Origin of the sequence: Chryseobacterium sp. Chry.R1, assembly GCF_039645525.1 — a bacterium.
In the GTDB taxonomy this organism is placed as follows: domain Bacteria; phylum Bacteroidota; class Bacteroidia; order Flavobacteriales; family Weeksellaceae; genus Chryseobacterium; species Chryseobacterium proteolyticum.
The window spans coordinates 1,629,197-1,652,588 of the sequence record NZ_CP151793.1; the positions used below are offsets into that span (position 1 = coordinate 1,629,197).

The 23,392-nt window shown below is 36.3% G+C and carries 21 protein-coding genes; 9 read left to right on the top strand and 12 right to left on the bottom strand.

Annotated elements, in window-relative coordinates:
• Window positions 1-19: 19 nt before the first annotated feature.
• From coaE to ruvB, 4 genes are all read right to left on the bottom strand, one after another.
• Window positions 20-649 (bottom strand): dephospho-CoA kinase, encoded by a 630-nt coding sequence (coaE, locus tag AAEU33_RS07515; protein WP_172280729.1) that lies wholly within the window; start codon window positions 647-649, stop codon window positions 20-22.
• 7 nt (window positions 650-656) lie between these two features.
• Window positions 657-1,523 (bottom strand): MBL fold metallo-hydrolase, encoded by an 867-nt coding sequence (locus tag AAEU33_RS07520; protein WP_345991788.1) that lies wholly within the window; start codon window positions 1,521-1,523, stop codon window positions 657-659.
• 24 nt (window positions 1,524-1,547) lie between these two features.
• Complete coding sequence (locus AAEU33_RS07525; protein ID WP_345991790.1) at window positions 1,548-2,159, bottom strand: FMN-binding negative transcriptional regulator; 612 nt, start codon at window positions 2,157-2,159, stop codon at window positions 1,548-1,550.
• Window positions 2,160-2,242: 83 nt separating this feature from the next.
• Complete coding sequence (gene ruvB, locus AAEU33_RS07530) at window positions 2,243-3,265, bottom strand: Holliday junction branch migration DNA helicase RuvB (protein WP_172280723.1); 1,023 nt, start codon at window positions 3,263-3,265, stop codon at window positions 2,243-2,245.
• A 148-nt stretch (window positions 3,266-3,413) separates the two neighbouring features.
• Between ruvB and hutI the strand changes: the two genes are divergently transcribed.
• The 5 genes from hutI (at window position 3,414) to AAEU33_RS07555 (ending at window position 10,410) form a co-directional block, all read left to right on the top strand.
• Window positions 3,414-4,643 carry an imidazolonepropionase gene (gene hutI, locus AAEU33_RS07535; protein WP_345991793.1) on the top strand — a complete coding sequence of 410 codons (1,230 nt, stop codon included), beginning with the start codon at window positions 3,414-3,416 and terminating at the stop codon, window positions 4,641-4,643.
• A 199-nt stretch (window positions 4,644-4,842) separates the two neighbouring features.
• Window positions 4,843-6,858 (top strand): BCCT family transporter, encoded by a 2,016-nt coding sequence (locus AAEU33_RS07540; RefSeq protein ID WP_345991795.1) that lies wholly within the window; start codon window positions 4,843-4,845, stop codon window positions 6,856-6,858.
• A 102-nt stretch (window positions 6,859-6,960) separates the two neighbouring features.
• Entirely contained in the window at window positions 6,961-8,046 is a 1,086-nt protein-coding gene (locus AAEU33_RS07545; protein WP_345991797.1) for a DUF695 domain-containing protein, read from the top strand.
• Between the two features lie 21 nt (window positions 8,047-8,067).
• Window positions 8,068-8,982: a formimidoylglutamase gene (gene hutG / locus AAEU33_RS07550; RefSeq protein WP_345991799.1), complete on the top strand. Its 915-nt coding sequence runs from the start codon at window positions 8,068-8,070 to the stop codon at window positions 8,980-8,982.
• A gap of 135 nt (window positions 8,983-9,117) precedes the next feature.
• On the top strand, window positions 9,118-10,410 hold the full coding sequence (locus tag AAEU33_RS07555; protein ID WP_345991800.1) for an aldehyde dehydrogenase family protein: 1,293 nt from the start codon (window positions 9,118-9,120) through the stop codon (window positions 10,408-10,410).
• Window positions 10,411-10,543: 133 nt separating this feature from the next.
• Here AAEU33_RS07555 and pyk read toward each other — a convergent pair whose 3' ends face one another.
• The 7 genes from pyk to AAEU33_RS07590 all read right to left on the bottom strand — a co-directional run bounded on the left by pyk (window position 10,544) and on the right by AAEU33_RS07590 (window position 16,827).
• Window positions 10,544-11,989 carry a pyruvate kinase gene (gene pyk / locus AAEU33_RS07560; RefSeq protein ID WP_172280712.1) on the bottom strand — a complete coding sequence of 482 codons (1,446 nt, stop codon included), beginning with the start codon at window positions 11,987-11,989 and terminating at the stop codon, window positions 10,544-10,546.
• The gene (locus AAEU33_RS07565) at window positions 11,982-12,455 is read right to left on the bottom strand and encodes an IPExxxVDY family protein (RefSeq protein ID WP_172280710.1); all 474 of its coding nucleotides are present in this window, start codon (window positions 12,453-12,455) and stop codon (window positions 11,982-11,984) included. The genes pyk and AAEU33_RS07565 overlap by 8 nt, the downstream gene beginning before the upstream one ends.
• Window positions 12,433-13,194 (bottom strand): ribonuclease III, encoded by a 762-nt coding sequence (gene rnc / locus AAEU33_RS07570; RefSeq protein ID WP_172280708.1) that lies wholly within the window; start codon window positions 13,192-13,194, stop codon window positions 12,433-12,435. The genes AAEU33_RS07565 and rnc overlap by 23 nt, the downstream gene beginning before the upstream one ends.
• Window positions 13,195-13,203: 9 nt before the next feature.
• Complete coding sequence (gene fabF, locus AAEU33_RS07575; RefSeq protein WP_172280707.1) at window positions 13,204-14,448, bottom strand: beta-ketoacyl-ACP synthase II; 1,245 nt, start codon at window positions 14,446-14,448, stop codon at window positions 13,204-13,206.
• Window positions 14,449-14,480: 32 nt separating this feature from the next.
• Window positions 14,481-14,720, bottom strand: a complete 240-nt coding sequence (locus AAEU33_RS07580) for an acyl carrier protein (protein ID WP_002976354.1) — start codon at window positions 14,718-14,720, stop codon at window positions 14,481-14,483.
• A 299-nt stretch (window positions 14,721-15,019) separates the two neighbouring features.
• Window positions 15,020-15,913: a response regulator transcription factor gene (locus tag AAEU33_RS07585; RefSeq protein ID WP_172280705.1), complete on the bottom strand. Its 894-nt coding sequence runs from the start codon at window positions 15,911-15,913 to the stop codon at window positions 15,020-15,022.
• Window positions 15,914-16,002: 89 nt separating this feature from the next.
• A complete protein-coding gene (locus AAEU33_RS07590) occupies window positions 16,003-16,827 on the bottom strand; it encodes an SDR family NAD(P)-dependent oxidoreductase (protein WP_345991812.1) in 825 nt (274 codons plus the stop codon).
• Window positions 16,828-17,037: 210 nt separating this feature from the next.
• On the opposite strand from AAEU33_RS07590, the gene AAEU33_RS07595 reads away from it, so the two are divergent.
• The 3 genes from AAEU33_RS07595 to AAEU33_RS07605 all read left to right on the top strand — a co-directional run bounded on the left by AAEU33_RS07595 (window position 17,038) and on the right by AAEU33_RS07605 (window position 18,829).
• Window positions 17,038-17,934, top strand: a complete 897-nt coding sequence (locus AAEU33_RS07595; protein ID WP_345991814.1) for an oxidoreductase — start codon at window positions 17,038-17,040, stop codon at window positions 17,932-17,934.
• Window positions 17,935-18,020: 86 nt separating this feature from the next.
• Window positions 18,021-18,347, top strand: coding sequence for a hypothetical protein (locus AAEU33_RS07600; RefSeq protein WP_345991815.1), 327 nt, complete (start codon window positions 18,021-18,023; stop codon window positions 18,345-18,347).
• A 2-nt stretch (window positions 18,348-18,349) separates the two neighbouring features.
• Window positions 18,350-18,829 carry an AraC family transcriptional regulator gene (locus tag AAEU33_RS07605; RefSeq protein ID WP_345991817.1) on the top strand — a complete coding sequence of 160 codons (480 nt, stop codon included), beginning with the start codon at window positions 18,350-18,352 and terminating at the stop codon, window positions 18,827-18,829.
• A 138-nt stretch (window positions 18,830-18,967) separates the two neighbouring features.
• Here AAEU33_RS07605 and AAEU33_RS07610 read toward each other — a convergent pair whose 3' ends face one another.
• Window positions 18,968-21,199, bottom strand: coding sequence for a reprolysin-like metallopeptidase (locus AAEU33_RS07610; RefSeq protein ID WP_345991818.1), 2,232 nt, complete (start codon window positions 21,197-21,199; stop codon window positions 18,968-18,970).
• A 480-nt stretch (window positions 21,200-21,679) separates the two neighbouring features.
• Here AAEU33_RS07610 and AAEU33_RS07615 point away from each other — a divergent pair, with 480 nt between their 5' ends.
• Complete coding sequence (locus tag AAEU33_RS07615; protein ID WP_345991820.1) at window positions 21,680-23,386, top strand: hypothetical protein; 1,707 nt, start codon at window positions 21,680-21,682, stop codon at window positions 23,384-23,386.
• Window positions 23,387-23,392 lie beyond the last annotated feature (6 nt).

The window sequence follows — 23,392 nt, forward strand, 5'->3', positions numbered from 1 at the left end:
TTCTAACGAGCTCTTTTTTTTATTCTATTTCGAAGATGGTGCGTTCTGTCCGCTCTTTTAAATCTTCTAAATTAGTGTCATTATAGATGATATAATCAGCAAGCCTTATTTTCTCTTTTTCGGGCATTTGCCGCTCCATAATAGCCTGTACTTCGCGATAGGTTTTGTTGTCCCTGTCCATTACCCTTTTTATTCTTATGTTGTCTTGTGCAGTTACTAAAAGTGATTTGTAGCACTGCAGATTAAGCTTTAATTCAAATAATAAGGCAGTTTCCTTAAAAACTAAATATTTTGACTGTTCTTTTACCCATTGTTCAAAATCAATTCGTACAGCGGGGTGTATGATTTCATTTAATTTTTGCAGTAAATCCGAATTATTAAAAACTTTGTCTGCAACATATTTCCGGTCATAAAGGCCGGTATTATCATAAGACTGTGCTCCTAAGAGCTCTTTAATCTTTTCTTTTAGGGTGTCATTGTCATTGACAATGGTTTTTGCTCTATCGTCAGAGTAATAAACCGGAAATCCGCATTCTTCAATAAAATGGGCTACCGTTGTTTTTCCTGAACCTATTCCACCAGTAAGGCCAATGATCTTGGGTGCTGGTTCCGGTTCTGCTTTTTGTGTTTCTGAATTCAATTCTTCCATACTTCAATTAATATCCGAAAACGTCATTAAAACTGTGAACTTCATCAAGTCTTACTCCTCTATCTGTCATTTTCAGACTGGCCAGCTCATTATGTGCATCATGCTCGAAAAACAATAAATATTCGTTATCGAAACATTGCTTTAAAAATTTTCCTTTTTCCTCCATTGTCAAGAGAGGTCTTGTATCATATCCCATCACATACACCTGGTTGATATGTCCGGCTGTAGGGATAAGGTCTGCAGCAAAAACGATTGTTTTTTCCTGATATTGGATTACAGGAAGCATTTGCTTTTCGGTATGTCCGTCAACAAAAATAACATCCATTTTCAAGTCCGGGGCGAACCCATAGTTTCCTGTCGTCGGTAGTGGTAAAAAATTCAGTTGACCACTTTCCTGCATAGGAATGATATTTTCTTTTAAAAAACTTGCTTTTTCTCGCGGATTAGGCTCAGTAGCCCATTGCCAATGGTTTTCATTGGTCCAGAAATGAGCATTTTTAAAAGCCGGTCTGTAACCCGTTTTATCGTCATTCCATTCGATGGCTCCTCCACAGTGGTCAAAATGAAGATGGGTAAGAAAAACATCAGTAATGTCTTCCTTTACAAAGCCATATTTTTTAAGATTTTTATCTAAATTATCATCTCCCCAAAGAGAATAATGTCCGAAAAATTTCTCATCCTGTTTATTTCCCAGACCGCAATCCACTAAAATCAGCTTCTTACCATCTTCAATAAGCAAAGATCGAGTTCCCAGTTCTATCAGGTTTCTTTCGTCTGCAGGATTGGTTTTTTCCCACAGACTCTTTGGGACGACTCCGAACATAGCGCCGCCGTCCAGCTTAAATTTTCCACATTGTATTGGATATAGCTTCATATAATATTATGTTTTATAATGTATTTAATTTTTATAAAGTTTCATTTTTTCAGCAATCTTTTTTCCCTGCTCATCCGAATTTTCAAGATGGGAAATAATATTTTGATAATCTTTTTCTTTCCTGTTTTGGGAAAGCTTTTGTTTAATAAAGATCTCTGTTGGTATTACTTTTATTCCAAATGCTCCTTTCATTTCTTTTTCCACAAACTCTTTACCCATATCCTTTACCAGTACAGGGCATTTTTGAAACTTTTCATACTTATTGGTTAACTTTTCCAGATGCGCGTAAAGTTCTCCATTATTCATAAGTTCTACTTTACCATGAATTTGTACAGCTTCATAATTCCATGTTGAAACATTGATATGATCATACCAGCTACTGGAAATATAAGTGTGTGCTCCTAAAAAGTCACATAGTACTTCATCTCCGTTTTTCAGCGTTTTTGCCTGTGGATTGGCTTTGGAAATATGAGTTTCAATATAAATGTGATCCGGATCATCCTCATTAAGCATCATCATGGAATGAGTGGCCCGTATCTTGTCGACTGAAGAGATAAGTAAAGCGAAAGCATTGTCTCTAATGATTTCACGCATTACATTATAATCCTCACTTCTGTATAGCTTCGGTATAAACATTAATTAATAACTCTTTATATTTCTTATCATAAGGCTAAAAGATCAACATCTTTATCAGCTCGATTATATTTTAAATAACAAGCCTAAAAAAGCTCCCCCGGATTTTTAGGTATCGGAATCTGCAAGTGTTTATAGGCTTTTTCTGTCACCTCTCTTCCCCTTGGGGTACGGATAATAAATCCTTCCTGAATTAAGAAAGGCTCATAAACCTCTTCCAATGTCTCCGGGTTTTCAGCGATAGAGGTTGCCAGTGCTGAAATGCCTACAGGTTTTCCTTTAAAATTTTCAATCATGACACGCATGATCTTGTTATCCATTTCATCTAATCCAAATTCATCAACATTCAGAGAGTTGAGCGCATATTTTGTGATATTGATCTCTATTTCTCCATTACCTTTTATTTCTGCAAAATCTCGTACCCTTCGCAATAAAGCATTAGCGATTCTGGGAGTTCCGCGGCTTCTTCTTGCAATTTCAATGGCTGCATCCTCGTAAATTTTTACTCCAAGAACTCTGGAACTTCTTATGATGATCATGGATAAAAGTTCTATGGTATAATATTCAAGCCTGCTTTGGATACCGAATCTCGCCAACATGGGCTTGGTAAGCATTCCGCTTCTTGTAGTTGCTCCAACCAGTGTAAAAGGATTGAGTCCGATCTGTACACTCCTTGCATTAGGACCTGTTTCCAGCATAATATCAATCTTATAATCTTCCATCGCAGAATAAAGATATTCTTCCACAACAGGAGATAGACGGTGGATCTCATCAATAAAGAGAACGTCATTTTCTTCCAGATTGGTTAAAAGGCCGGCCAAACTTCCCGGTTTATCAAGAACTGGACCTGATGTTATTTTACAATTCACACCCAATTCATTCGCAATGATGTTCGCTAATGTTGTTTTTCCAAGTCCCGGAGGCCCGTGAAGAAGAACATGGTCAAGGGCTCCGCCTCGCTTTTTAGCCGCAGTTACAAATACTTCAAGATTTTCCAACGTCTTTCTCTGTCCCGCAAAATCCTTAAAACTCTGGGGACGAATCTGTTCTTCCTGCATGAGCTCTTCATGAGAAAAGTTTTCCTTATCTGGATGTAAAAAATCAGGCATTAATTCATTTCATTTACCTCAAAGATAGGGATTTTAGACTTAGGTTGGGGAAAAGGTTATGCTAAAAAATCAAGGTTAAAAGATATTTTTTAAGTATTTTTGGAATGGAAATTTAAATCCCAATACAATATTTTCTGACCATTTACTTATGAAATTAATAGGACCATTTAAGCAAATCATTACACTCGCTAATCTTTCACTGAGAGGAAAATTATCTGATCAACAACTTGAAATTATAGGTGACGGAGGTATTTTGATTGAAGGTGAAACCATTCAGAAAGTTGGAAATTTCGAAGAATTAAGATCTGAATATCCCAATGTAACAATTGAAGAGGTTGAAGGTGAACAGATCGTGCTTCCTGCTTTCATAGATTCCCATACTCACATTTGCTTTGGAGGAAACAGAGCAAATGATTTTGCCATGAGAAATGCAGGAAAAACTTATCTTGAAATTGCTGAAAGCGGAGGAGGCATCTGGAGTTCTGTACAACATACAAGAAATGCGTCAGAAGAAGAGTTGCTTAAAACTTTATCAGAAAGGATCAATTTTCTTATTTCATTGGGAATTACAACCATTGAAGTGAAAAGCGGCTATGGTCTGGATGTGGAAAATGAGCTCAAGATGCTGAGAATAATAAAAAAAGCACAAACACTAACCAAAGCCACATTAATTCCTACCTGTCTTTCCGCACATTTGAAGCCGAAAGATTTTGAGGGAGATAATAAAGCTTATTTAGATTTTATTATCGCAGAAATTTTGCCTAAAGTAAAAGAAGAAGGACTTGCTAAAAGAGTTGATATTTTTATTGAAAAGTCAGCATTCCAACCGGAAGAAAGTAAGGATTTTTTATTAAGAACTAAAGAGCTCGGTTTTGAAATAACTGTTCATGCAGATCAATTTACTCCCGGAAGTTCAAGGATTGCAGTAGAAGTAGGAGCACAGTCTGCGGACCATTTAGAGGCAACAATTGATGACGACATCATGTTTCTTGCTCATTCCAATACAGTAGCCACAGCACTGCCCGGAGCGAGTTTAGGACTGGGGGAGAAGTTCACTCCGGCACGAAAGTTGTTGGATGCAGGAGCTATTCTTGCAATAGCCAGTGACTGGAACCCGGGTTCCGCACCAATGGGTAACTTGATTACCCAGGCTTCCGTTTTAGCAACATACGAAAAGTTAACGACCGCTGAAGTTTTAGCAGGTATTACATTTCGTTCAGCATATGCTCTGGGATTAGAAGACAGGGGAAGGTTAGAAAAAGGATTAAAAGCGGATTTTGTAACTTTTAAAACCGATAATTTTCAAAACGTATTATATAATCAGGGAAGTTTAACCGCTGAAAATATTTATATCAATGGGGAAAAGTGGAGAGTGTAATGTAAAGTACCTTTTCTCCCGTTTATCTTATTATAAGTTTCCTTAATATGCTCCTGTTATTTTTCTATGGGTGAAAAGTAATTCTGTAGTTGATAAGTGTACTGATAAAGAAAGATCATATTATTTTTCTTACTTTTTGAATGCTTTTGTTGCGGCTATGCCTGAATAATGTATCAATAATTTAATTTGAAAAATAGATATGATGAAATTTCGAAGTATGCGATCAACATTTAATAAAGGAGTAACAATTCCAAGTCTTATTTTTATTATAGGAACTTGTTTTCTGTCAGCTCTTTACCCGAAATCTACAGAAAGTATCTTAAATGGAATTAAGGAATTCATTTTTGTTAACCTGAATTGGGTTTACGTTTGGGCAGTCACCATCTTTGTGATTTTTCTCGTGTACCTTATGTTTAGTAAATATGCTAATATAAAACTGGGAGCCAATGACAGCAAGCCGGAGTATTCTCTGTTTTCATGGATTTCGATGCTGTTTGCTGCAGGGATGGGGATTGGTTTAATATATTTTAGTGTAGCGGAACCTATGCAGCATTACTCCTCTGAAGTTTTTGGTAATAACCATTATGTAAACAGGGCGAAACAGGCACAGCTTTATACCTTTTTTCATTGGGGAATCCACGCGTGGGCCATTTATGGGATTGTAGGATTATCACTTTCTTATTTTGCTTATCGATACAGGTTGCCATTATCTCTGAGAAGTTGTTTTTATCCTTTGCTTAAAGATAGAATCAATGGAAAATGGGGAAATGTTATTGATATTTTTGCCCTTTGCTGTACTTTCTTTGGAATTACCACCACATTAGGTTTTGGGGTCGTCCAGATCAATTCCGGCTTACACATATTGGGAGCAATCCCGGAAAATAAATTCATATACCAGATCATTATTGTTTTCATTCTCATTTCTCTGTCGGTTTTTTCGGCGATCAGCGGGGTAAACAAAGGTGTTAAGATATTGAGTAATATCAATGTCATCAGTGTAATTGTTCTTCTGTTGTTTGTACTGATATTAGGACCAACCGTTTACTTGATCGGAAGCTTTACCGAAGGTTTGGGAAATTATATCAATAATTTTTTCGATCTTACCTTTAGTACCCATGTTTACGAAAAAGATACACTGCCATGGTTTTATGACTGGACGATTTTATATTGGGCATGGTGGATTTCATGGTCCCCTTATGTAGGATTGTTTATTGCGAGAATCTCAAAAGGAAGGACCATTAAAGAATTTATTCTGGCTGTTTTAATACTGCCTACATTATTTAATTTTATATGGATGTCCGTTTTCGGGAACAGTGCCATTTGGTTTGATTTCAATGTCGCGCATGGTAAATTGAGCCAATTTGCATCTGATCCTGATGCTTTAATGTTTCGTTTTCTCGAATACATGCCTTTATCTACCATTACAAGTTTCTTCGTCATCGTTATCATTATAATCTTTTTTGTGACTTCAGCAGATTCAGGAATATTTGTAATGAATAGTATCGCAACCAAAAATGCACAGAAATCTCCAAAATGGCAATTAATATTCTGGGGGCTCTTGCTAGCTGTACTGTCACTATTATTGCTTAATGTAGGAGGCCTGAAAGCACTCCAGAGTATGACATTAATCACAGCCCTGCCATTTTCAATTATTGTACTTTTATTCATTGTAAGTTTAATGAAGGCGCTGATCATTGATCAGAAATACTATGACAGGAACTTTTCGGCTTCTGCAGTTCCCTGGTCCGGTGAATTCTGGAAAGAACGTTTGAAGCGTATTGTTTCATTTAAGGACAACTCATCCGTGGATAGCTTTATCCATACCACAGTGAAAGAAGGATTTCAGGAACTGCAGAAAGAATTTGCAGATAATGGGATTGAAGTGAAGATGAATTACGGCGATAATCCTACAAAAATAGAAATAGAAATTCATCATGGAGTTGTTAATAACTTTATTTATGGAATTAAAAACCAGGAAAAGACGGTATCAGAATATATTATCCATGAGGAAAATCTTCCGGACCTGGAACATAATACCACCCATTATCCGAAATCATATTTTGGTGATGCAAGAGAAGGTTATGATGTACAATATTTTACTAAAAATGAATTGATCTCCGACGTTCTGAAACATTATGAGAGGTTTCTGGAGATTGTATCGGAAGAAAAGAATGAAATGTTTATCAGCAGCAATGCCAATCAGAATAAAGTATAAAAAGGAACATCGTGTAATTAATTAAAAGGAGTTTGAGTATATGCACAATATTATATAGTTTTACCGGACAAAACTCTATTGATGAAAATAAAATAAAACAGTATGGGATTCTTCGGTAAGGAAATAAGAAATATAGGTAATGCGACCAGGAATTACAATGATTTTTGGGATTGGTTTCTGACTAAGGAAAAGGATTTTTATGAAATTATAAAAAATCATGATCATATTGAAAGTGGTTTTTTCGATATTATTTCTCCCAAACTTAAACAGATTAATCAAGGATATTACTTTCTCGTTGGGATGTACGATGATTCTACTGTAGAACTCATTATTACCGTAGATGGCGAAATTAAAAATATTGTTTTTGCAGAAGAAATTGTTGAAGCTTCTCCTGTTTTGGAGCGTTGGAAATTTACCGCTTTAAAACCTGAGATGGATGCTGCTCACGGAATTCAAATGGACGGCCTAGAGTTTACCGGTGAAAACATTTTATTTTATCCGAATGAAAGCGAGGGATATCCTGATGAAATAGACATTACCTTTGTGTATGAAGGTTTAATGCCAGAGAATAAAGAATCTGTTGTAAAAGGGATCTGTGTTTTTCTGGATAATTTTTTAGGTGAATTGAATTTTGCGACACAGATTGACACATTTAATATTATAAGTAAGGAAGAAGCGAAAAAAGAACTGATTCCAGTCATTAAATTAAAAGATTTCCTTGCATGGAGGGAGAGAGAGTTTACAGAAAAATATAAAAATGTAAAGAACATTGATGACGAAGAACAGTTTTCGGTGTTGGAAGCAAGTTTGCAAAACGGGTTGCCACTTATTGCTACAGTGAATACATCACTGCTGACCTATGATGCCAAAGCTTCCTATCCATGGATTTCAGTGATAAGAATGCAATATGAAGGAAGAAGCAATAATGGACTTCCTGAAAATGATGATCATGAAAGGCTGAATGAGATTGAAGAAAAAATTATAAATAAATTAAAAGTAGAAGAAGGACATTTGTATATAGGACACGAGAGTGCAGATAATCTCAGAGAATGCTATTTTGCAAGTAAAGATTTCCGCGATCCTTCCAGGGTTATTCCGAAAATAATCGTTGAGCATCCTGAATACGAAATTTCTCTTGAAATTTATAAAGACAAATACTGGCAGAGTTTTGAACGTTACACTATATAAATTAAAAAATTAAATAAAATCATGATTTGGCAAGGAAGATTGGATGGTGAAGAATTACTTTATCACAGAATTTTTCAAAGAGTAAAAATTGAAAATGATTACGATGTTATTTCTACTAATGATTTCGTTTTGCATGGTTTTGCTGTAGAAGAAGGAGTAAAAAGGAATAAAGGAAGATTAGGAGCGAAAGATGCTCCTGATATTATAAGAAAGAACATGTCTAATTTTCCTGTAATCCTTCCCGATTTTTCATTGTGGGATTTTGGAAATATTACCTGCGAGGATACTCATCTTGAAAAAGCACAGCAGAGTCTTGCTAAAAATGTATCAAAGGTTTTATTAAAAGGAGGTAAATCTCTCGTTATCGGTGGTGGACATGAACTTACATATGCCCATTATCTGGGTGTAAAAACGGCATTTCCCGAACAGAAGATCGGGATTATAAATATTGATGCTCATTTCGACAACCGCCAACCGGAAGAAGGGGTAGGAGCAAGTTCCGGAACCGGATTCTGGCAAATTGCCCAGGAAGGAGATATTCACTCATTGCATATCGGGATCCAAAGAAATTCCAATACACTGAAATTGTTCGATACGGCCCATCAATACGGAATGAAATATATTTTGGCAGACGAACTATTCTTTGAGAATCTGCCGTCCATCTATCAACGCATTAATGATTTGTTGGATGAGGTGGATGTTGCTTATCTTACCATTTGTATGGATGTTTTTAATGCATCTGTAGCGCCCGGAGTTTCAGCTTCCGCCTATAACGGTATTTTTGCAGATAGCACATTTATGCATTTTTACAGGCATATTTTGAAAAATGAAAAACTGGTCGCACTAGATGTGGCAGAAGTTAACCCTTCTTACGATATTCAGGAGAGAACAGCAAGACTTGCGGCTAGCCTGATCAACGAATGGTTTATGGTATAACAAAAAATATATTCTTTTAATAGAGAAAATCATTATTTTATTTTGCTTAAAGGAACAAAATTTGTTGCTTTCATCCATGCTTTACGGTAAAGCATTCTAATTCATTTATTTTGAATTTGAAACAAAAATTACATTATGGAACAATCAATTGAAAATAAACTTATTATTGCAGATAAGGCTTTTTCAGAATGGAAAAAAGTGCCCTTTGAAGAAAGGCAAAAATTAATTGCAAAAGCTGCGGAGGTGCTAAAAGCGAATTCAGAAAAATTCGGAGAGATCATTACAAGGGAAATGAATAAGCCCATTTCACAATCAATTGCTGAGGTAGAGAAATCTGCATTAATGATGAATTATTATGCGGAGGCTGAAAATATTTTAAAACCGGAAAAAATAGAATCTGAATATAAGTTTTCCGAAGTCCATTATGTTCCGAAGGGAGTGATTCTTGGTGTGATGCCATGGAATTTTCCTTTTTGGCAGGTTTTGAGATTTGCAACACCGGCTATTTTATCCGGGAACACTGTTGTGTTGAAGCATGCTTCCATCTGCTTTGGAAGTGGTAATGCCATAGAGCAGGTATTTTTGGAAGCTGGTTTTCCACAAGGAGTTTTCCAGAATTTAGAAGTGGGACATAAGGAAGTGAAAGAAATCCTGGAACACGATGCCGTGAAAGGAGTAAGCTTAACCGGAAGTGGAAGAGCAGGAGGGGAGGTGGCCTCTATTGCAGGATTGAATATTAAGAAATCTTTGCTTGAATTGGGAGGTAGCGATGCTTTTATCATTCTGGATGATGCTGATCTTGATAAAGCTGCAAAAGTAGGAGCTCAGGCAAGACTTCAAAATTGCGGACAGACCTGCGTTGCTGCTAAAAGGTTCATTATTGATGAGAAAGTTGAGGATGAGTTTTTACCGAAATTCATAGAGGAGTACAAAAAATTTGTTCCGGCTGATCCGATGAATAAGGAAACAAAGATCAGCGGTATGGCAAGACCTGATCTGGCTGATGATCTTGAAAAACAATTTAATAAAGCTTTAGAAAACGGAGCAGAAATTATTATCCCTCTTGAAAGGATTTCCGATCATGAATTCAATCCTGGACTGATAAGAGTACAGGAAGGTAATCCTATTTTACAGGAGGAGTTGTTTGGACCATTAGGTATGGTGATGATTGCTAAGAATGATGATGAGGCTTTACAAATGGCAAATGATATTCCTTTCGGACTTTCCAATTCGGTTTGGACACAAAATGCAGACCGTCAGATGTTTTTTATTGAAAATTTGGAATCCGGGACTGTCAACATCAATAGAATGACCAGTTCTGATCCCCGTTTTCCTTTTGGGGGAACAAAAGCATCAGGATACGGTACTGAGCTTTCTTTAATTGCATTAAAAGAGTTTGTTACTCCGAAGACAATTGTGGGAAATTGATTTTTGAACAGTAGATGTATTAAAGATTTTAATACTAAATTATAATTATAAAAAGAGCTCCTGAACATTTCAGGAGCTCTTTTTTTCAATTTGAAAAGCTGTTTCGCCATTTTTCGATTTCGCCTTTACTTTATTATACTGTCGTTAATCTCAGCGTATTTGTTTTTCCTCCTTCATATGACGGAGTCGCATTGATGTTGATTACAAAATCCCCGCTTTCAATATATCCGTAATTATGTGTAAGCATATTAACCTGGATAATTGTTTCATCCGTTGATTTGTTCATATCATAATAATAAGCATGAACACCCCAAAGAAGGTTAAGCATCGTAATTACCCTTTTATTACCACTGTACACAATAATATGTGAGTTAGGTCTGTGGGCTGAAAGCTGGAATGCCGTATAACCGGAGTGTGTTAAAGTAACAATTGCAGTAACATTTGTTGTTTTAGCAATTCTAACTGCGGCAAGACATACCCTGTTGGTAATAAACCTTTCGTCAATACAATTATAATCTTTTTCGATAGGCTCGTTTTTGTGCTGATAGAAATTTGTCTTTTCTATATTCTGAACGATTTTAGCCATGTTCTCAACTACCTGGATAGGATATCTTCCCACCGAAGTTTCTCCTGAAAGCATTACAGCGTCAGCACCATCCAATACGGAGTTGGCAACGTCATTTACTTCAGCTCTTGTTGGTGTTAAGCTATTGATCATGGTTTCCATCATCTGAGTGGCAATGATAACCGGTTTAGAATAGAATCTTGCTTTTTCAACCAGGTTTTTCTGGATCGCGGGAACTTCTTCCATAGGAACTTCTACTCCCAGGTCACCACGTGCAACCATTAATCCATCACATTCCAATAAGATCTCATCAATATTTTTTACCCCTTCAGGCTTTTCGATTTTAGCTATGATCGGTGTTTTAAATTTACCGTTCGGATGCTTGGCAATAAGGTCCTTAAGATCGATGATGTCCTGTGCATGGCGTACAAAAGATAAGGCAATCCAATCTACCTCCATGTCCAGCATAAAGTTAGCATCCTGAATATCCTTCTCCGTTAAGGCAGGAAGAGATACATTCGTGTTAGGAAGGTTTACCCCTTTTTTAGAACTCAGAGGTCCCCCTTGTATGGTTTTGGCCTTTACAGTGTCCTTTTCGTTGGTTTCAATAACCTCTAGAACAAGCTTTCCATCATCGATAAGGATTCTTTCCCCCACTTTTACGTCCTGAGGAAACTGTTGATAAGTCATATAAACTTTTGTAGAATCCCCTTCAATTTTTTCATTCGTAAACGTTAAAATATCTCCAGGATTAAGATATGATCCCTCCTTTACGACTCCCACTCTCAATTTAGGACCTTGTAAGTCTCCTAAAATACTTACAGAGTAGCCATGTTCCTTATTAAGTTCTCTAATGATATCAATATTAGTTCGAACTAAGTCGTAATCTGCATGTGAAAAATTTATTCTAAAAACGTCTACTCCTGCTTTCATAAGTCCTAACATGACTTCTTTAGATGATGATGCAGGGCCAAGCGTTGCAATAATTTTTGTCTTCTTTAAATACTTATTCATAATACTGGATAATTTGATATAGTTCCTCTTCAGAACTCAATGTATAATCTTGAATTGGAAACACAAGATTTTCAGGGAGCAAAATTACGGAAAAATCAGGAAATTGTTCCGAACTATGCAGAATATATTCTACATCTACCTGATTATTTAATAAAAATTTAATATTTTCTTCTTCTGCGAAGAGCTCAGTTTGTATTTTTTTTTGTCTACTTTCACAGGATTTGTTGGAAATGAAAGTAAAGTAAGTCTTTGAAAACTTGTGATAACCCTCGAATCTTGAGAAATAATAATCATAATATGATCCGTGAAAGACGAGGTCGTCTATCCTTGAAAATTTAAGATCGTTATTTTGATTTATTTTGAAAAAAAATTCATGATCGAATACATTTTTTGCTAATCTTACCAATCCGATGGCAATATCTTCAAATTCTATATCGTCGTGATCATAAAGTTTTTGAATTTCCAAGTATGTTCTCTTTTTTGTTTAAAATATAAAATGCTCGTTGTGCTGCTTTTTCTTCGGCTTTCTTTTTTGAAGTTTCAGTGGCATTGGCTATCTTCTCTTCTCCGAGCCAGACGTGGCAACGAAAAACGATTGATTTATTCCCCTGAGTTTCTTCACAGGTTTCATATTTTATATTTACTTTTTTCTTCTGGCTCCATTCCAGAAGAAGGCCTTTATAGCTCACAATTTTATTTTCGAGCTTATTAATTTCAGATGGCGTCAGCAAACGTTCCAAAATGATCTTTTTACAGGTGTCATATTGGAAGTCTAAATAAACAGCACCGATTAATGCCTCAAATAAATTTCCGGAGATATTTTCACCTAAAGCTACAGAATTTTGTTTAATTAAAAGGTCTGTAAGCTTTAAATCTTCCCCTAATTTATTAAGATTTTTCCTATTAACAATCTTAGATTTCATTTGTGTAAGATATCCTTCATTCGCTTGAGGATAAGTCTGGAACAAATGACAAGAAATAATTGTACCCAAAACGGAATCTCCTAAGAATTCAAGTCTTTCGTAATTGCTGTCTTGATTTTTAGAAGAATTTTTCAAAGAAAAAGCTTCCCGGTAAAGCGCAACATTTTGTATCTCAGAACCCAGCAGTTTATTTAGCTCGGTACTAAGGAAATAGTCTCTCTCCGATAATTTTCTTTTTCTTTGTTTGAGAAGGAATTTAGAAAAGTATTTCTGTAACTCCATTCAGTAAATTTAGATTTTCATAAACAGAACGCAGGCATTGTGCCCACCAAATCCAAAAGTATTGCTCATGGCTACTTTTACATCTTTTTTCACAGCTTCATTAAATGTAAAATTAAGTCTGCTGTCGATATTTTCATCATCAGTAAAATGATTAATGGTAGGAGGAACAATACCATGAATAATAGTTCCTAAAGCAGCAATAGCCTCAATTACACCGGCCGCCCCTAAAAGGTGTCCTGTCATTGATTTTGTAGAATTAATCTGAATGTCGTAAGCATGCTCTCCAAGTAACCTTGAAATAGCGTTGGATTCTGCAATGTCTCCTAATGGAGTAGACGTACCATGCATATTGATATGGTCTACTTCATCAGCAGTTAACCCTGCATCTTCCAGGCAACTTTTCATTACCAGATAAGCTCCTAAACCTTCAGGATGAGGTGCTGTCATGTGATGTGCATCTGCACTCAGACCGCCTCCTTTTAATTCTGCATAAATTGTTGCGCCCCTTTTTACTGCATGTTCATATTCTTCAAGAATAATACATCCTGCTCCTTCACCCAATACAAAGCCATCTCTGTCTTTATCAAAAGGTCTTGAAGCTGTTTTCGGATCATCATTTCTCGTTGAAAGTGCCATCATAGCATTAAATCCGCCCACACCACTCGCTGTAACAGCGGCTTCAGAGCCACCACATACAATAACATCTGCTTTCCCTAATTGGATTAGCATTTTAGCGTCGATTAGTGCATTTGCAGAAGAAGCACACGCAGATACAGTAGTATAATTAGGTCCGTGGAAACCATACTCAATAGAGATGTGTCCAGGCGTAATATCCGCGATCATCTTTGGAATAAAGAAGGGGTTGAATCTTGGAATATCCGTATTCGCCCATCCTAAAACTTCTGTTTCAAAAGTTTCCAAACCACCGATCCCGGAGCCCCAGATTACACCAACTCTGTTTTTATCAACAGAATCTTCGATAATTCTGGAATGTTCTACAGCTTCTCTTGCAGCTACAAGCCCAAGCTGGGTATTTCGGTCCATTTTTTTTGCTTCTTTCTTATCGAAATGTTGCAACGGATCGAAATTCTTGACTTCGCAAGCGAATTTTGTCTTGAAGTTTGTGGCATCAAAAAGAGTAATCGGAGCTGCACCGCTCTCACCTTTAACAAGATTTCCCCAGTATTCCTTCGCATTATTTCCAATCGGTGTTATTGCTCCAAAACCGGTTACAACTACTCTTTTTAATTCCATAAACTTTTTAAATTTTCCTTTGTTGAAGAATATTATTTATTTACTACTTCTTCGATATAAGCGATAGCGTGCCCTACAGTAGTAATTTTTTCAGCTTGATCATCAGGGATTTGAATATTGAATTCTTTTTCAAATTCCATGATAAGTTCAACTGTATCCAGTGAATCAGCTCCTAAATCGTTAGTGAAGCTAGCTTCAGGAGTTACCTCTGTTTCTTCAACGTCAAGCTTATCAGCGATGATAGCTTTTACTCTTGATGCAATGTCTGACATAGTAAATTATTTTTTTAATTGTTAGATGGTGCAAATATATAAAATTCTTTACGATAAAACATTTTTTTAGTCTTTTTTGTGGATAGACTATCCGTATTTTATCAGGATGGGATATAGTGTTTTCGTTTTCAGGTGTTTATAATTAGTATGCTCAGCAGAAGATGAAATTAATCATAGATTGAACAACATGGTTTTGAAACTTATGCATTTATCCAGGTATGGAATTCCGTTCTTTTGCTGCTGTATATTCAGCTTTTATTGTTATTCTGAGAGACTGAAGTTTTATAGAATAGTTGAGATTAATTAATCTGCAGTTTTTTAAATTCTAAAGGCTTCATTCCGGTTTGCTTTTTAAAAAGGCGGGTAAAATAAGATGCATTTTCAAATCCTAATTCATAGGCAATTTCTGAAACGCCTTTTTCACCCAGTCTTAAAAGGTTTTTAGCTTCTGAAATCAAAAAGATGTGGATTAGTTCCATGGCTGTTTTACCTGTTTCCTGTTTTAGAAGATCACTCAGGTATCTGGGGGAAACAGAAAGCTGGCTGGCCAATTGGGTGACATTGGGTAGTCCGCTATCCTTTTTTAAATGGCCATTATGGATATAATTTTTTAGAGCATCATTAAATCTTGATGCCATTTTTCCGGTGATCTGTTCCCGTTCTATAAACTGTCTTTTATAATACCGTTGTGCGTATTTCAGAATTGTTGAAAGGTGGCTTAATATAATCTCTCTGCTGTATTCATCAGGGTTATTTCTATATTCATTATTAATCTTATCATGAAGTTCAATGATATTTTGCTCTTCCTTTGGAGAAAGGTGAAGGGCTTCAGTAACTTCGTAATCAAAATAGCTGTATTGTTCAATAGCTTTATGCAGCTCATGTCCTTTAAGATAGTCTTCATGGATGAGCAACATGAATCCTTGTTCCTCGAACTCCAGGTCTCTCATCTCAATGACCTGCCTTGGTTTTGTAAAAAAAAGACAGCCATTGTCATGATCATAAGGTGTACGTCCGTACATAAAAATTCCGGATTTGATTTTCTTGAAGGCGACCATGTAACAATCTGTGGTGAACTCCCGGTTTCCCATCGTGCATCCGGATAAGCATCCCACGATGCCCAAAAGAGGGTGCTGTGGAGCTTCCCAGTTGCTTTCTGAATGAAGTTCGGTAAGAGTATTATAATGTTTCATCAGATTTCAAAAAACTAATTTACAATAATCTGCAGACAGGATCTATCTGCAGATTATTGAATTTGTCAATTAAGAGGTACAATATATTATTAGTAGCCGTGTGCCCTAACGCTCACTTCTTTCCAGTTTTCAATATCTTCAAGGCGGTCTCTGTATACCTGATTCATTGTGTGGTATGCTATTTTGCCAAGCAGTAAACGTTTTGGTGGGTTTACGGAATCAATAATATCTACTATAGGTTGTATTGTAGCTTTTGGTTTTCCCCAGATGTCAGGATTATCTCCGGATTTGGCGAATTCTTCTCTTACAGGGTTGTAATCGAAAATATCAGATGGAGTTTGTACCGCCGAAGCTCCTGCCCAGTCTGTAGCATATCCGTTGGGCTCTATTAATGTCGTTTTGATTCCCAGATGGGCTGTTTCCGTTCCTATAGTTTCCGTTAATCCTTCAATTGCGAATTTAGAAGCATTATAGAGACCCAGTAAAGGTAATGTAGTCAAGCCTAGGAAGCTGGAAATCTGAATGATGTGACCACTTTTCTGTTTTCTCATTACTGGTAATACAGCCTGGGTTACCCATAGTGAACCGAAGAAATTAGTCTCCATTTGTTCTCTGGCTTGTTGTTCTGTAGTTTCTTCTACTGTCCCAAATAATCCAAAGCCGGCATTGTTGATCAGAACGTCAATACTTCCGAAGTGTTTTTCTATAGTATTTACAGTATCAAAAACATCCTGACGGTTGTTTACGTCCAGTTTTAATGGGAGAATCTGATCTCCATATTTTTTTTTAAGATCATCCAAGGCAGAAATATTCCTGGCAGTGGCTGCCACATTATCTCCGCGTTCTAAAAGTGCTTCTGCCCATAATTTTCCAAACCCTTTGGATGCTCCTGTAATAAAAATTGTTTTACTCATGATTTTGTATTTACATTATTTAATGATACAAATTTATTGAGGGGAGGTGTAGATAACTAGTTCATTTCAGCTGAATAATAGCACAAAAATACATGCAATGGAAATGGGAATAAATGATTGTTTTAACAAAGTGCATTTGAGCTTTTTAACAAAACGAATGTTATCCGGTTTGGCGGAACTTTGTCTCAATAAAATTTAAAATAAAAAACAATGAAAAAAGTTTGGTTTATAACAGGAAGTTCAAAAGGTCTTGGAAAAAGTCTTTTGGAAGCAGTATTATTACATGGAGATTACGTGGTGGCTACAGCCAGAAACCCCGAAATATTAAAAGGTTTATTAGAGGAATACTCTTCACAATTATTATTAGTAAAACTTGATTTTCAGGTAAAGGAGCAGATTTATTCAGCGGTTAAGGAAGCGGTTGATCATTTTGGAAGAATTGATATTTTAGTGAATAATGCCGGTTTTGGAATTACAGGAGCTGCAGAAGCGTTTACCGATGAGCAGGTGAGAAGCCAGCTGGAAGTTAACTTATTTGCACCTATTGAGGTGACAAGAGCAGTATTGCCTTATATGCGTAAGCAACGATCCGGACATATTTTGCAAATAAGCTCAGTAGGAGGAAGAGTAGGGAATGCTGGCTTGTCTATTTACCAGGCGGCAAAATTTGGTCTCGCTGGTTTTTCAGAGTCTCTAAGCAAGGAAGTTTTGCCTTTAGGAATTAAAGTGACTTCTATTGAGCCCGGAGGATTCAGAACTGATTGGGCCGGAGCTTCTATGAGTTTTGCTAAAGATGTGGAGGGTTATGAAGAAACAGTAGGCAGCATCAAAGAATATTTAACTTCCGGAAAATTTCTTCCGATGGGTGATCCGGCAAAGGCTGCAAAAGTAATGGTTGACCTGGTTGATCATCCTTCACCACCCATGCATTTGGTTTTAGGAAGTGAAGCTGCAGCTATCCTTCAAAGTGCAGATCAAAACAGGAAGAAAGAATTTGAACAATGGCGCGATGTAAGTATTTCAACCGATCATGATGAAGCGGTAAATGTGTTGCATTCGGAAGAAGGGAAACAGTTTTTAGCTAAAAAAGGAATTCGTTTGAATTAATGTCCAAATCTTCAATAAGTGCAAGAGAAATACTTGCACTTATTTATTAATTTATTCTGAAGATCCTTTATTATATTTGTAATGGAATGAAAACCACAAGACAAGATTACGGAAATATTGTGTATTCCTGTTATGTTCAGTTGAGCAGGCAGGGAGAGCATTTTGTATCCGATCATGTAATCAGCTATCAGGTTGCCGGAGATTTAATTTTAAGTGATGGGGTCCATGACTACCGGTCTGAAAAAGGTTCTATACGTTTTCTGAAGCGCAATCAACTTTTAAAGTTTACGAAACAACCCCCTCCCGGTGGTGAATTCCAATCATTATCCATTCATCTGGACCAGCAGACCTTGCAGGATTTCAGTCTTGCTTATGATGTGGCTTCTGAAAAAAATGTTCTACGAACTCTTTAGTTGTGTTTGACTCCAGCCCTCAACTGAAAACATATATGGATGCTCTGATGATGTACCAGAAGTCCGGTCAGCTTTCAGATCCGCGCATGGTCGAACTCAAAATTAAAGAAGCAATTCTTCTGTTACTTCAGGCAAATCCAGAATTAAAAGATGTTCTATTTGATTTTAATGAGCCTGGAAAAATAGATATTGAAGCGTTCATGAGTAAAAATTATCATTTTAATGTAAATCTCGACCGCTTTGCTTATCTCACAGGACGAAGCCTGGCTACCTTTAAACGGGATTTTGAAAAGATATTTGGAAAAACTCCTGGAAAATGGCTCTTGCAAAAAAGACTTCAGGAGGCACATTACCTTCTTGCTGAAAAAGGAAGAATGGCTTCGGATATCTATATGGATCTCGGTTTTGAAGATCTTTCTCACTTCTCATTTGCATTTAAAAAACAGTATGGATTATCGCCGAGTAAAATTGGCGGATTTTAAGATAGAAAGCCTGAATCTAATTGACTCAGGCCTTTTTAGTTAGTAATCACCGGAATTAAATACCAGTTATTTTTTTAATGCAAAAGGTTGTTTTACAATGAAAACAACCTTTTATACTAAGCTCAGAGTAAGATCTTTTTATTCTTTAACCCATTTCACGGTTTTCTCTATGTTTTTGGTTTTAATCTTAATAAGATAATCTCCTGTCATCAGGTGAGTTAAATTGAAAGTGCCGATTTTACCAGCATTTAATGTATTGTTCAATTGACTGAATGCCAGTCTTCCACTCGTATCATATATCATGATGTCATAATTTTCATTAGAGTTGGTAAACCTGATATTTAGAATTCCTTTACTTGGATTAGGATACACTACAAATGCATCTTTGGTTCCATTTACTTCATTGACAGCCAGATTCTGAGTAATGGTAAAGTTTACGGGATTGATATTATAAAATACATTACCTTGGCCCGCAACCATAATTCTCGCTTGTGTTGTATTTACATTAGGAATAGTAATTGTTTCTGTACCATCGTTAGCGGTAGAAGCAACGATCGTCGTTGGGTAAGTAAGACCTCCGTCTGTTGAAAGTAAAATACTTACATTAGCGCAGCTCACGGGAGCAGCGGTCGTGTTTGCTACGTTCCAGGTAATGGTCTGGGTGGAGTTACCTGTCCAGTTTACGGCTGTCATAGGTGCTGTAACAGTGAACGGACCAGAATTTCCATCTACTGTTATAATGGCGTCATCATTAGCAACTCCGGCACAGCCTGCGTTATTATCCCTTACTGTTAATCTGAATTCCATAGTTCTTCCATACGAAGGCAGGATTTCCCCTTTGGTGGTAACGTTGTTGATTACGTCTGTAAGTTTTGGAAAGTATCTGTATGGAACTGTTACCGGTAAAAATGATCTGAATATAGCAGCATTACCTGTTGGTGCATTCCAGTTTCCTGCCGGTCCTACATCATTTTGTTCCCATGAATAAGCAAGTGCGTTATTCTGCGCGTCTGTAGCAGAACCTGTTAATTTAAACGGAGTTCCTTTGGGAATTGTGTAATCGTTCCCTGCATTCACAACAGGTGCTGTGTTGGTAACCGGAGTTGTTACCTGACAGCTTGTCGATTGAACTTTTGTAGTGATTGATTGAAATGATTTGGTATGAAAAGTAGGAATACTATTGGGTGCCAGATTATTGGTTGCCCCACAAATACCGGCATAAGCCATGATGGTAACACCACTTCCCGGTTCAACAGCATTGGAAGCGCTTCGATTACCCGCGCAACTTCCTGTTGTTGCATTGAATGTATGTGGCCCTCCAAACTGATGTCCTACTTCGTGAGCAACATAGTCTATATCATACGGATCTCCTACAGGATTAGAAGATCCGGTAATTCCGCTTCCTTTATTTCCTGTACTGCATATTACTCCTAATCCGGCAAGTCCACCACCTCCGGTACTGAAAGTATGTCCTATATCATAATTGGCATTGCCTATTAATGTATCAATCTGAGCCTGGCTTTCATCAATCAAAGTATATGCGTCATCATTACCTGTAAAAGGATCTGTTGTTGGATTTGTAAAGATGATATTAGTTTCATTGGGAATTAATATGAGCCTTACCGCAACCTCTTGTTCGTATACTCCGTTTACCCTGTTTACTGAGGTAACAATAGCTGAAAGAGTTTGAGCAACCGTGGGAGATGTTAATCCTGTTGCAGCTTGGGCATACTCACCGGTACAGGCTACTGCAAATCTGAAAATTCTAATTTGAGTACCTACGCTTGGAGTAACGCTTTTTTGTACGCTTTTTTTTTCGGGAACAATATCTTCGTCTTTGGTTGCACAAGTTCTTGGTTTTCTGTCAATCAGATCACTTTTTTTATAAATGATATAATTGTTGATATTGTTTTTTGAGTAAGGATCAATGTAAGTATCTCCATTTACAATCGATTTTATCTGAGCATGAAATCCAAGCTCTGTAAAATCCAGCTTTATAGTAGCGTATTGATCGTCAACTCCTTGCCCTGTAAAGGTAACCAACTGTGGAAACTTCTGAGCAAGTTCGGGAGCCATCACTGAAGATTTCCAGATTTTAAATTTTGCTTTTGTACCATCTGGCATTGGAAGGACAATGATAGGTGCTTTGTCTTTAGGGTCATTGTCTTTTAGTTCAGGAACAGTACTGAAATAGCTCTTTATGCCATTGACATCCAGGCTGTACGTAAGGAACTTTTCAGGTTGTACCGTTCTGCTTTTAGGATCTGCTTTAATGGATCTTTCACTAATAGTAGTAAAAAAATCCTGTGCTTTCCCCAGGGAAATGGAAAGCATAAAGATTCCCAGATAAAATAATTGTTTAATTTTCATAATTTATATGTTTAATTTTATGATGTTTCGGTTTTATTAGCTTTTGTGGAAATAAAAAAAATGAAAATCTTTATTAAATTAATTTTAATAATTCAAAATACAAATAACTATAAAATTAATTAAATATTTGGAATAATTATAAGGGAAATACAAAGAATTATCTAATCTGTTAATATCAGGTATTAAACTTGACACCTTTCCCGTTGCATTACTAAAAAGCCTCGCCATTATAATCAGAATCTCTCAAAACACTATTCATATAGCAAAGATTTCCGGCCTCTATTGTATTATTTGAATTATAAATTTAACACGACAAGTTCCGTCGCTACGCTATAATATATTTGTATTATATAAAATGTAAAAATTTGAAAATTAGCGACTAAAATCATGATGTAATTCATTTAAATCTTTTTAAAGTGAATTTAATGAATGCTAAAAAAGGTTAAATTTGCAAGATTTTAAAATTAATAATTAAAACGGATGAAAAAAATCAAATTTCTATTACTGATGATTTCAGTATTTTTATTCTTTGGATGTAGGCAGGAAAGTCTGTATGTTGATCAGGAATCTCAAAACAACACTTCTAAGAATTATGTAATCAATGGAGGAGAGATAAAAAAAGATGAAGTGCTCTGGTCAAAGCTTTCAGGAATACAAACGCAACTTTTTAGAGCTAATCCTAAAAACAAAAGTAATGATCCTATTTTAGATGGAGCAGTTATTATGACAGATTATGCTGGAGTGATAGAAAAAAGTGGCACTACTACATACACATTCGAGGTTAATAGAATCTCCCCTTCTCAGGATATTGAAAACCTTGTAATAAGAAAAAAAACTGATGGAAGTTATTCGGGTTTCCTTATTCAATATCATCTTTCAAAGCAGGAAGTACAAACTTTCCAAAATGCTGCTAAACCTGAAGATATTAAGGGGAAAGTAAGTATTTACAAAATTAATGATCTTAATGTTGGCTCAAATAATTCAAATAAAGGAAGTGGATATACTTACTCTGAATATATAGGATGTTTAGTTGTAAATTATGAAGTTATTCCTTGTGTAAGTTCTGACCATCATACTAATCCAAGTCAATGCGAACTAACAGGAGCATCAGCACCCCAGATTATTGTAATGTCTGTAGATGATACCCATTGTGTTCCATCAGGAACAGTTCCTGGAGGTTCAAATCCTGGAACAAGTCCTGGAGGCTCTAATGGAGGAGGTTCTGGAGGAGGTGGAATTACGGGAGGAGGAAATACCACGCTTCCTGAAAATCTTTATAACACATTTATATTTCAAAATTTTGGAGAAGCATATAACGTATGTGAAGCTAATGATGTTCAATGTCAAGAAAATAGACAGCTTAATATTCAGCTTCAAGCTTACCTACTGACCTTAAATCCAAAAGTGAGTATGCTGAGTGCTTATCTTTACACTTTTTTAACAATAAAAGGCTATTTTAAAATTAACGGTGGTGATGCTTTTCTTACTGAAAAGCTGAATCAACTGGCAGGTTGGTACAGGGATCCGGCAAATGCATCCATGTCTGGCATAGAGAAAGATAAATTTGTAAGTTGGGCACTTGAGTTTCTTATTCAAAATCCTGATACTAGTTGGGAACAACTTAAAACAAGATTAAAGGATCTAGATAATGCTCTAACACAAAACCCTAACTTACTCGTGGATATTCCTTGTGGTGAATTAGATGATTGGAAAAACGTAGCTAACCATCCTATTCCCCAAAGTATAAAAGACAAACTGAAAAGTATAAATAGTAATACAAATTGGTATCAGGATGAATTTACAATACAAAATCTAGACCTAGCTTCAGGTTCAAACATCAATATGGATCTATTTCCCATAAGAATAACAAATATGCCAATTAAACCAGGAACAAATCAAAAGTATACTCCTTCCGAGTTTTTTGACTTCTTTAGAAAAAATATAAATCAGTTTGCTGAAAGTTTCACCCCTATTGTAAATACCTCATATGGGATAAATGATACAGCCCTCTGGTTTTCAAACAATCCATTAGGAGCTTTAATTCATATTGAAATCCCTGGTGATAATGGAACTGTAATTTGTTCAGGCTACAATTCTCAGGCTTGGGTTTTCACAACAATTCAAGCACCATTGCATTTAGATGGCTTGCACCCTGTAAGTGGAAATAGATTATTTGGTTATTTATAGATAATA

What these genes read in the sequence shown, in the direction of transcription:
- hutG (WP_345991799.1), top strand. Translation starts at nt 8,068, where the DNA reads ATGATTTGGCAAGGAAGATTGGATGGTGAAGAATTACTTTATCACAGA.
- pyk (WP_172280712.1), bottom strand. Translation starts at nt 11,989, where the DNA reads ATGAATAAGTATTTAAAGAAGACAAAAATTATTGCAACGCTTGGCCCT.
- fabF (WP_172280707.1), bottom strand. Translation starts at nt 14,448, where the DNA reads ATGGAATTAAAAAGAGTAGTTGTAACCGGTTTTGGAGCAATAACACCG.
- AAEU33_RS07590 (WP_345991812.1), bottom strand. Translation starts at nt 16,827, where the DNA reads ATGAGTAAAACAATTTTTATTACAGGAGCATCCAAAGGGTTTGGAAAA.
- AAEU33_RS07540 (WP_345991795.1), top strand. Translation starts at nt 4,843, where the DNA reads ATGATGAAATTTCGAAGTATGCGATCAACATTTAATAAAGGAGTAACA.
- rnc (WP_172280708.1), bottom strand. Translation starts at nt 13,194, where the DNA reads ATGGAGTTACAGAAATACTTTTCTAAATTCCTTCTCAAACAAAGAAAA.
- AAEU33_RS07610 (WP_345991818.1), bottom strand. Translation starts at nt 21,199, where the DNA reads ATGAAAATTAAACAATTATTTTATCTGGGAATCTTTATGCTTTCCATT.
- AAEU33_RS07600 (WP_345991815.1), top strand. Translation starts at nt 18,021, where the DNA reads ATGAAAACCACAAGACAAGATTACGGAAATATTGTGTATTCCTGTTAT.
- hutI (WP_345991793.1), top strand. Translation starts at nt 3,414, where the DNA reads ATGAAATTAATAGGACCATTTAAGCAAATCATTACACTCGCTAATCTT.
- AAEU33_RS07525 (WP_345991790.1), bottom strand. Translation starts at nt 2,159, where the DNA reads ATGTTTATACCGAAGCTATACAGAAGTGAGGATTATAATGTAATGCGT.
- AAEU33_RS07520 (WP_345991788.1), bottom strand. Translation starts at nt 1,523, where the DNA reads ATGAAGCTATATCCAATACAATGTGGAAAATTTAAGCTGGACGGCGGC.
- ruvB (WP_172280723.1), bottom strand. Translation starts at nt 3,265, where the DNA reads ATGCCTGATTTTTTACATCCAGATAAGGAAAACTTTTCTCATGAAGAG.
- AAEU33_RS07585 (WP_172280705.1), bottom strand. Translation starts at nt 15,913, where the DNA reads ATGAAACATTATAATACTCTTACCGAACTTCATTCAGAAAGCAACTGG.
- AAEU33_RS07545 (WP_345991797.1), top strand. Translation starts at nt 6,961, where the DNA reads ATGGGATTCTTCGGTAAGGAAATAAGAAATATAGGTAATGCGACCAGG.
- coaE (WP_172280729.1), bottom strand. Translation starts at nt 649, where the DNA reads ATGGAAGAATTGAATTCAGAAACACAAAAAGCAGAACCGGAACCAGCA.
- AAEU33_RS07615 (WP_345991820.1), top strand. Translation starts at nt 21,680, where the DNA reads ATGAAAAAAATCAAATTTCTATTACTGATGATTTCAGTATTTTTATTC.
- AAEU33_RS07580 (WP_002976354.1), bottom strand. Translation starts at nt 14,720, where the DNA reads ATGTCAGACATTGCATCAAGAGTAAAAGCTATCATCGCTGATAAGCTT.
- AAEU33_RS07555 (WP_345991800.1), top strand. Translation starts at nt 9,118, where the DNA reads ATGGAACAATCAATTGAAAATAAACTTATTATTGCAGATAAGGCTTTT.
- AAEU33_RS07595 (WP_345991814.1), top strand. Translation starts at nt 17,038, where the DNA reads ATGAAAAAAGTTTGGTTTATAACAGGAAGTTCAAAAGGTCTTGGAAAA.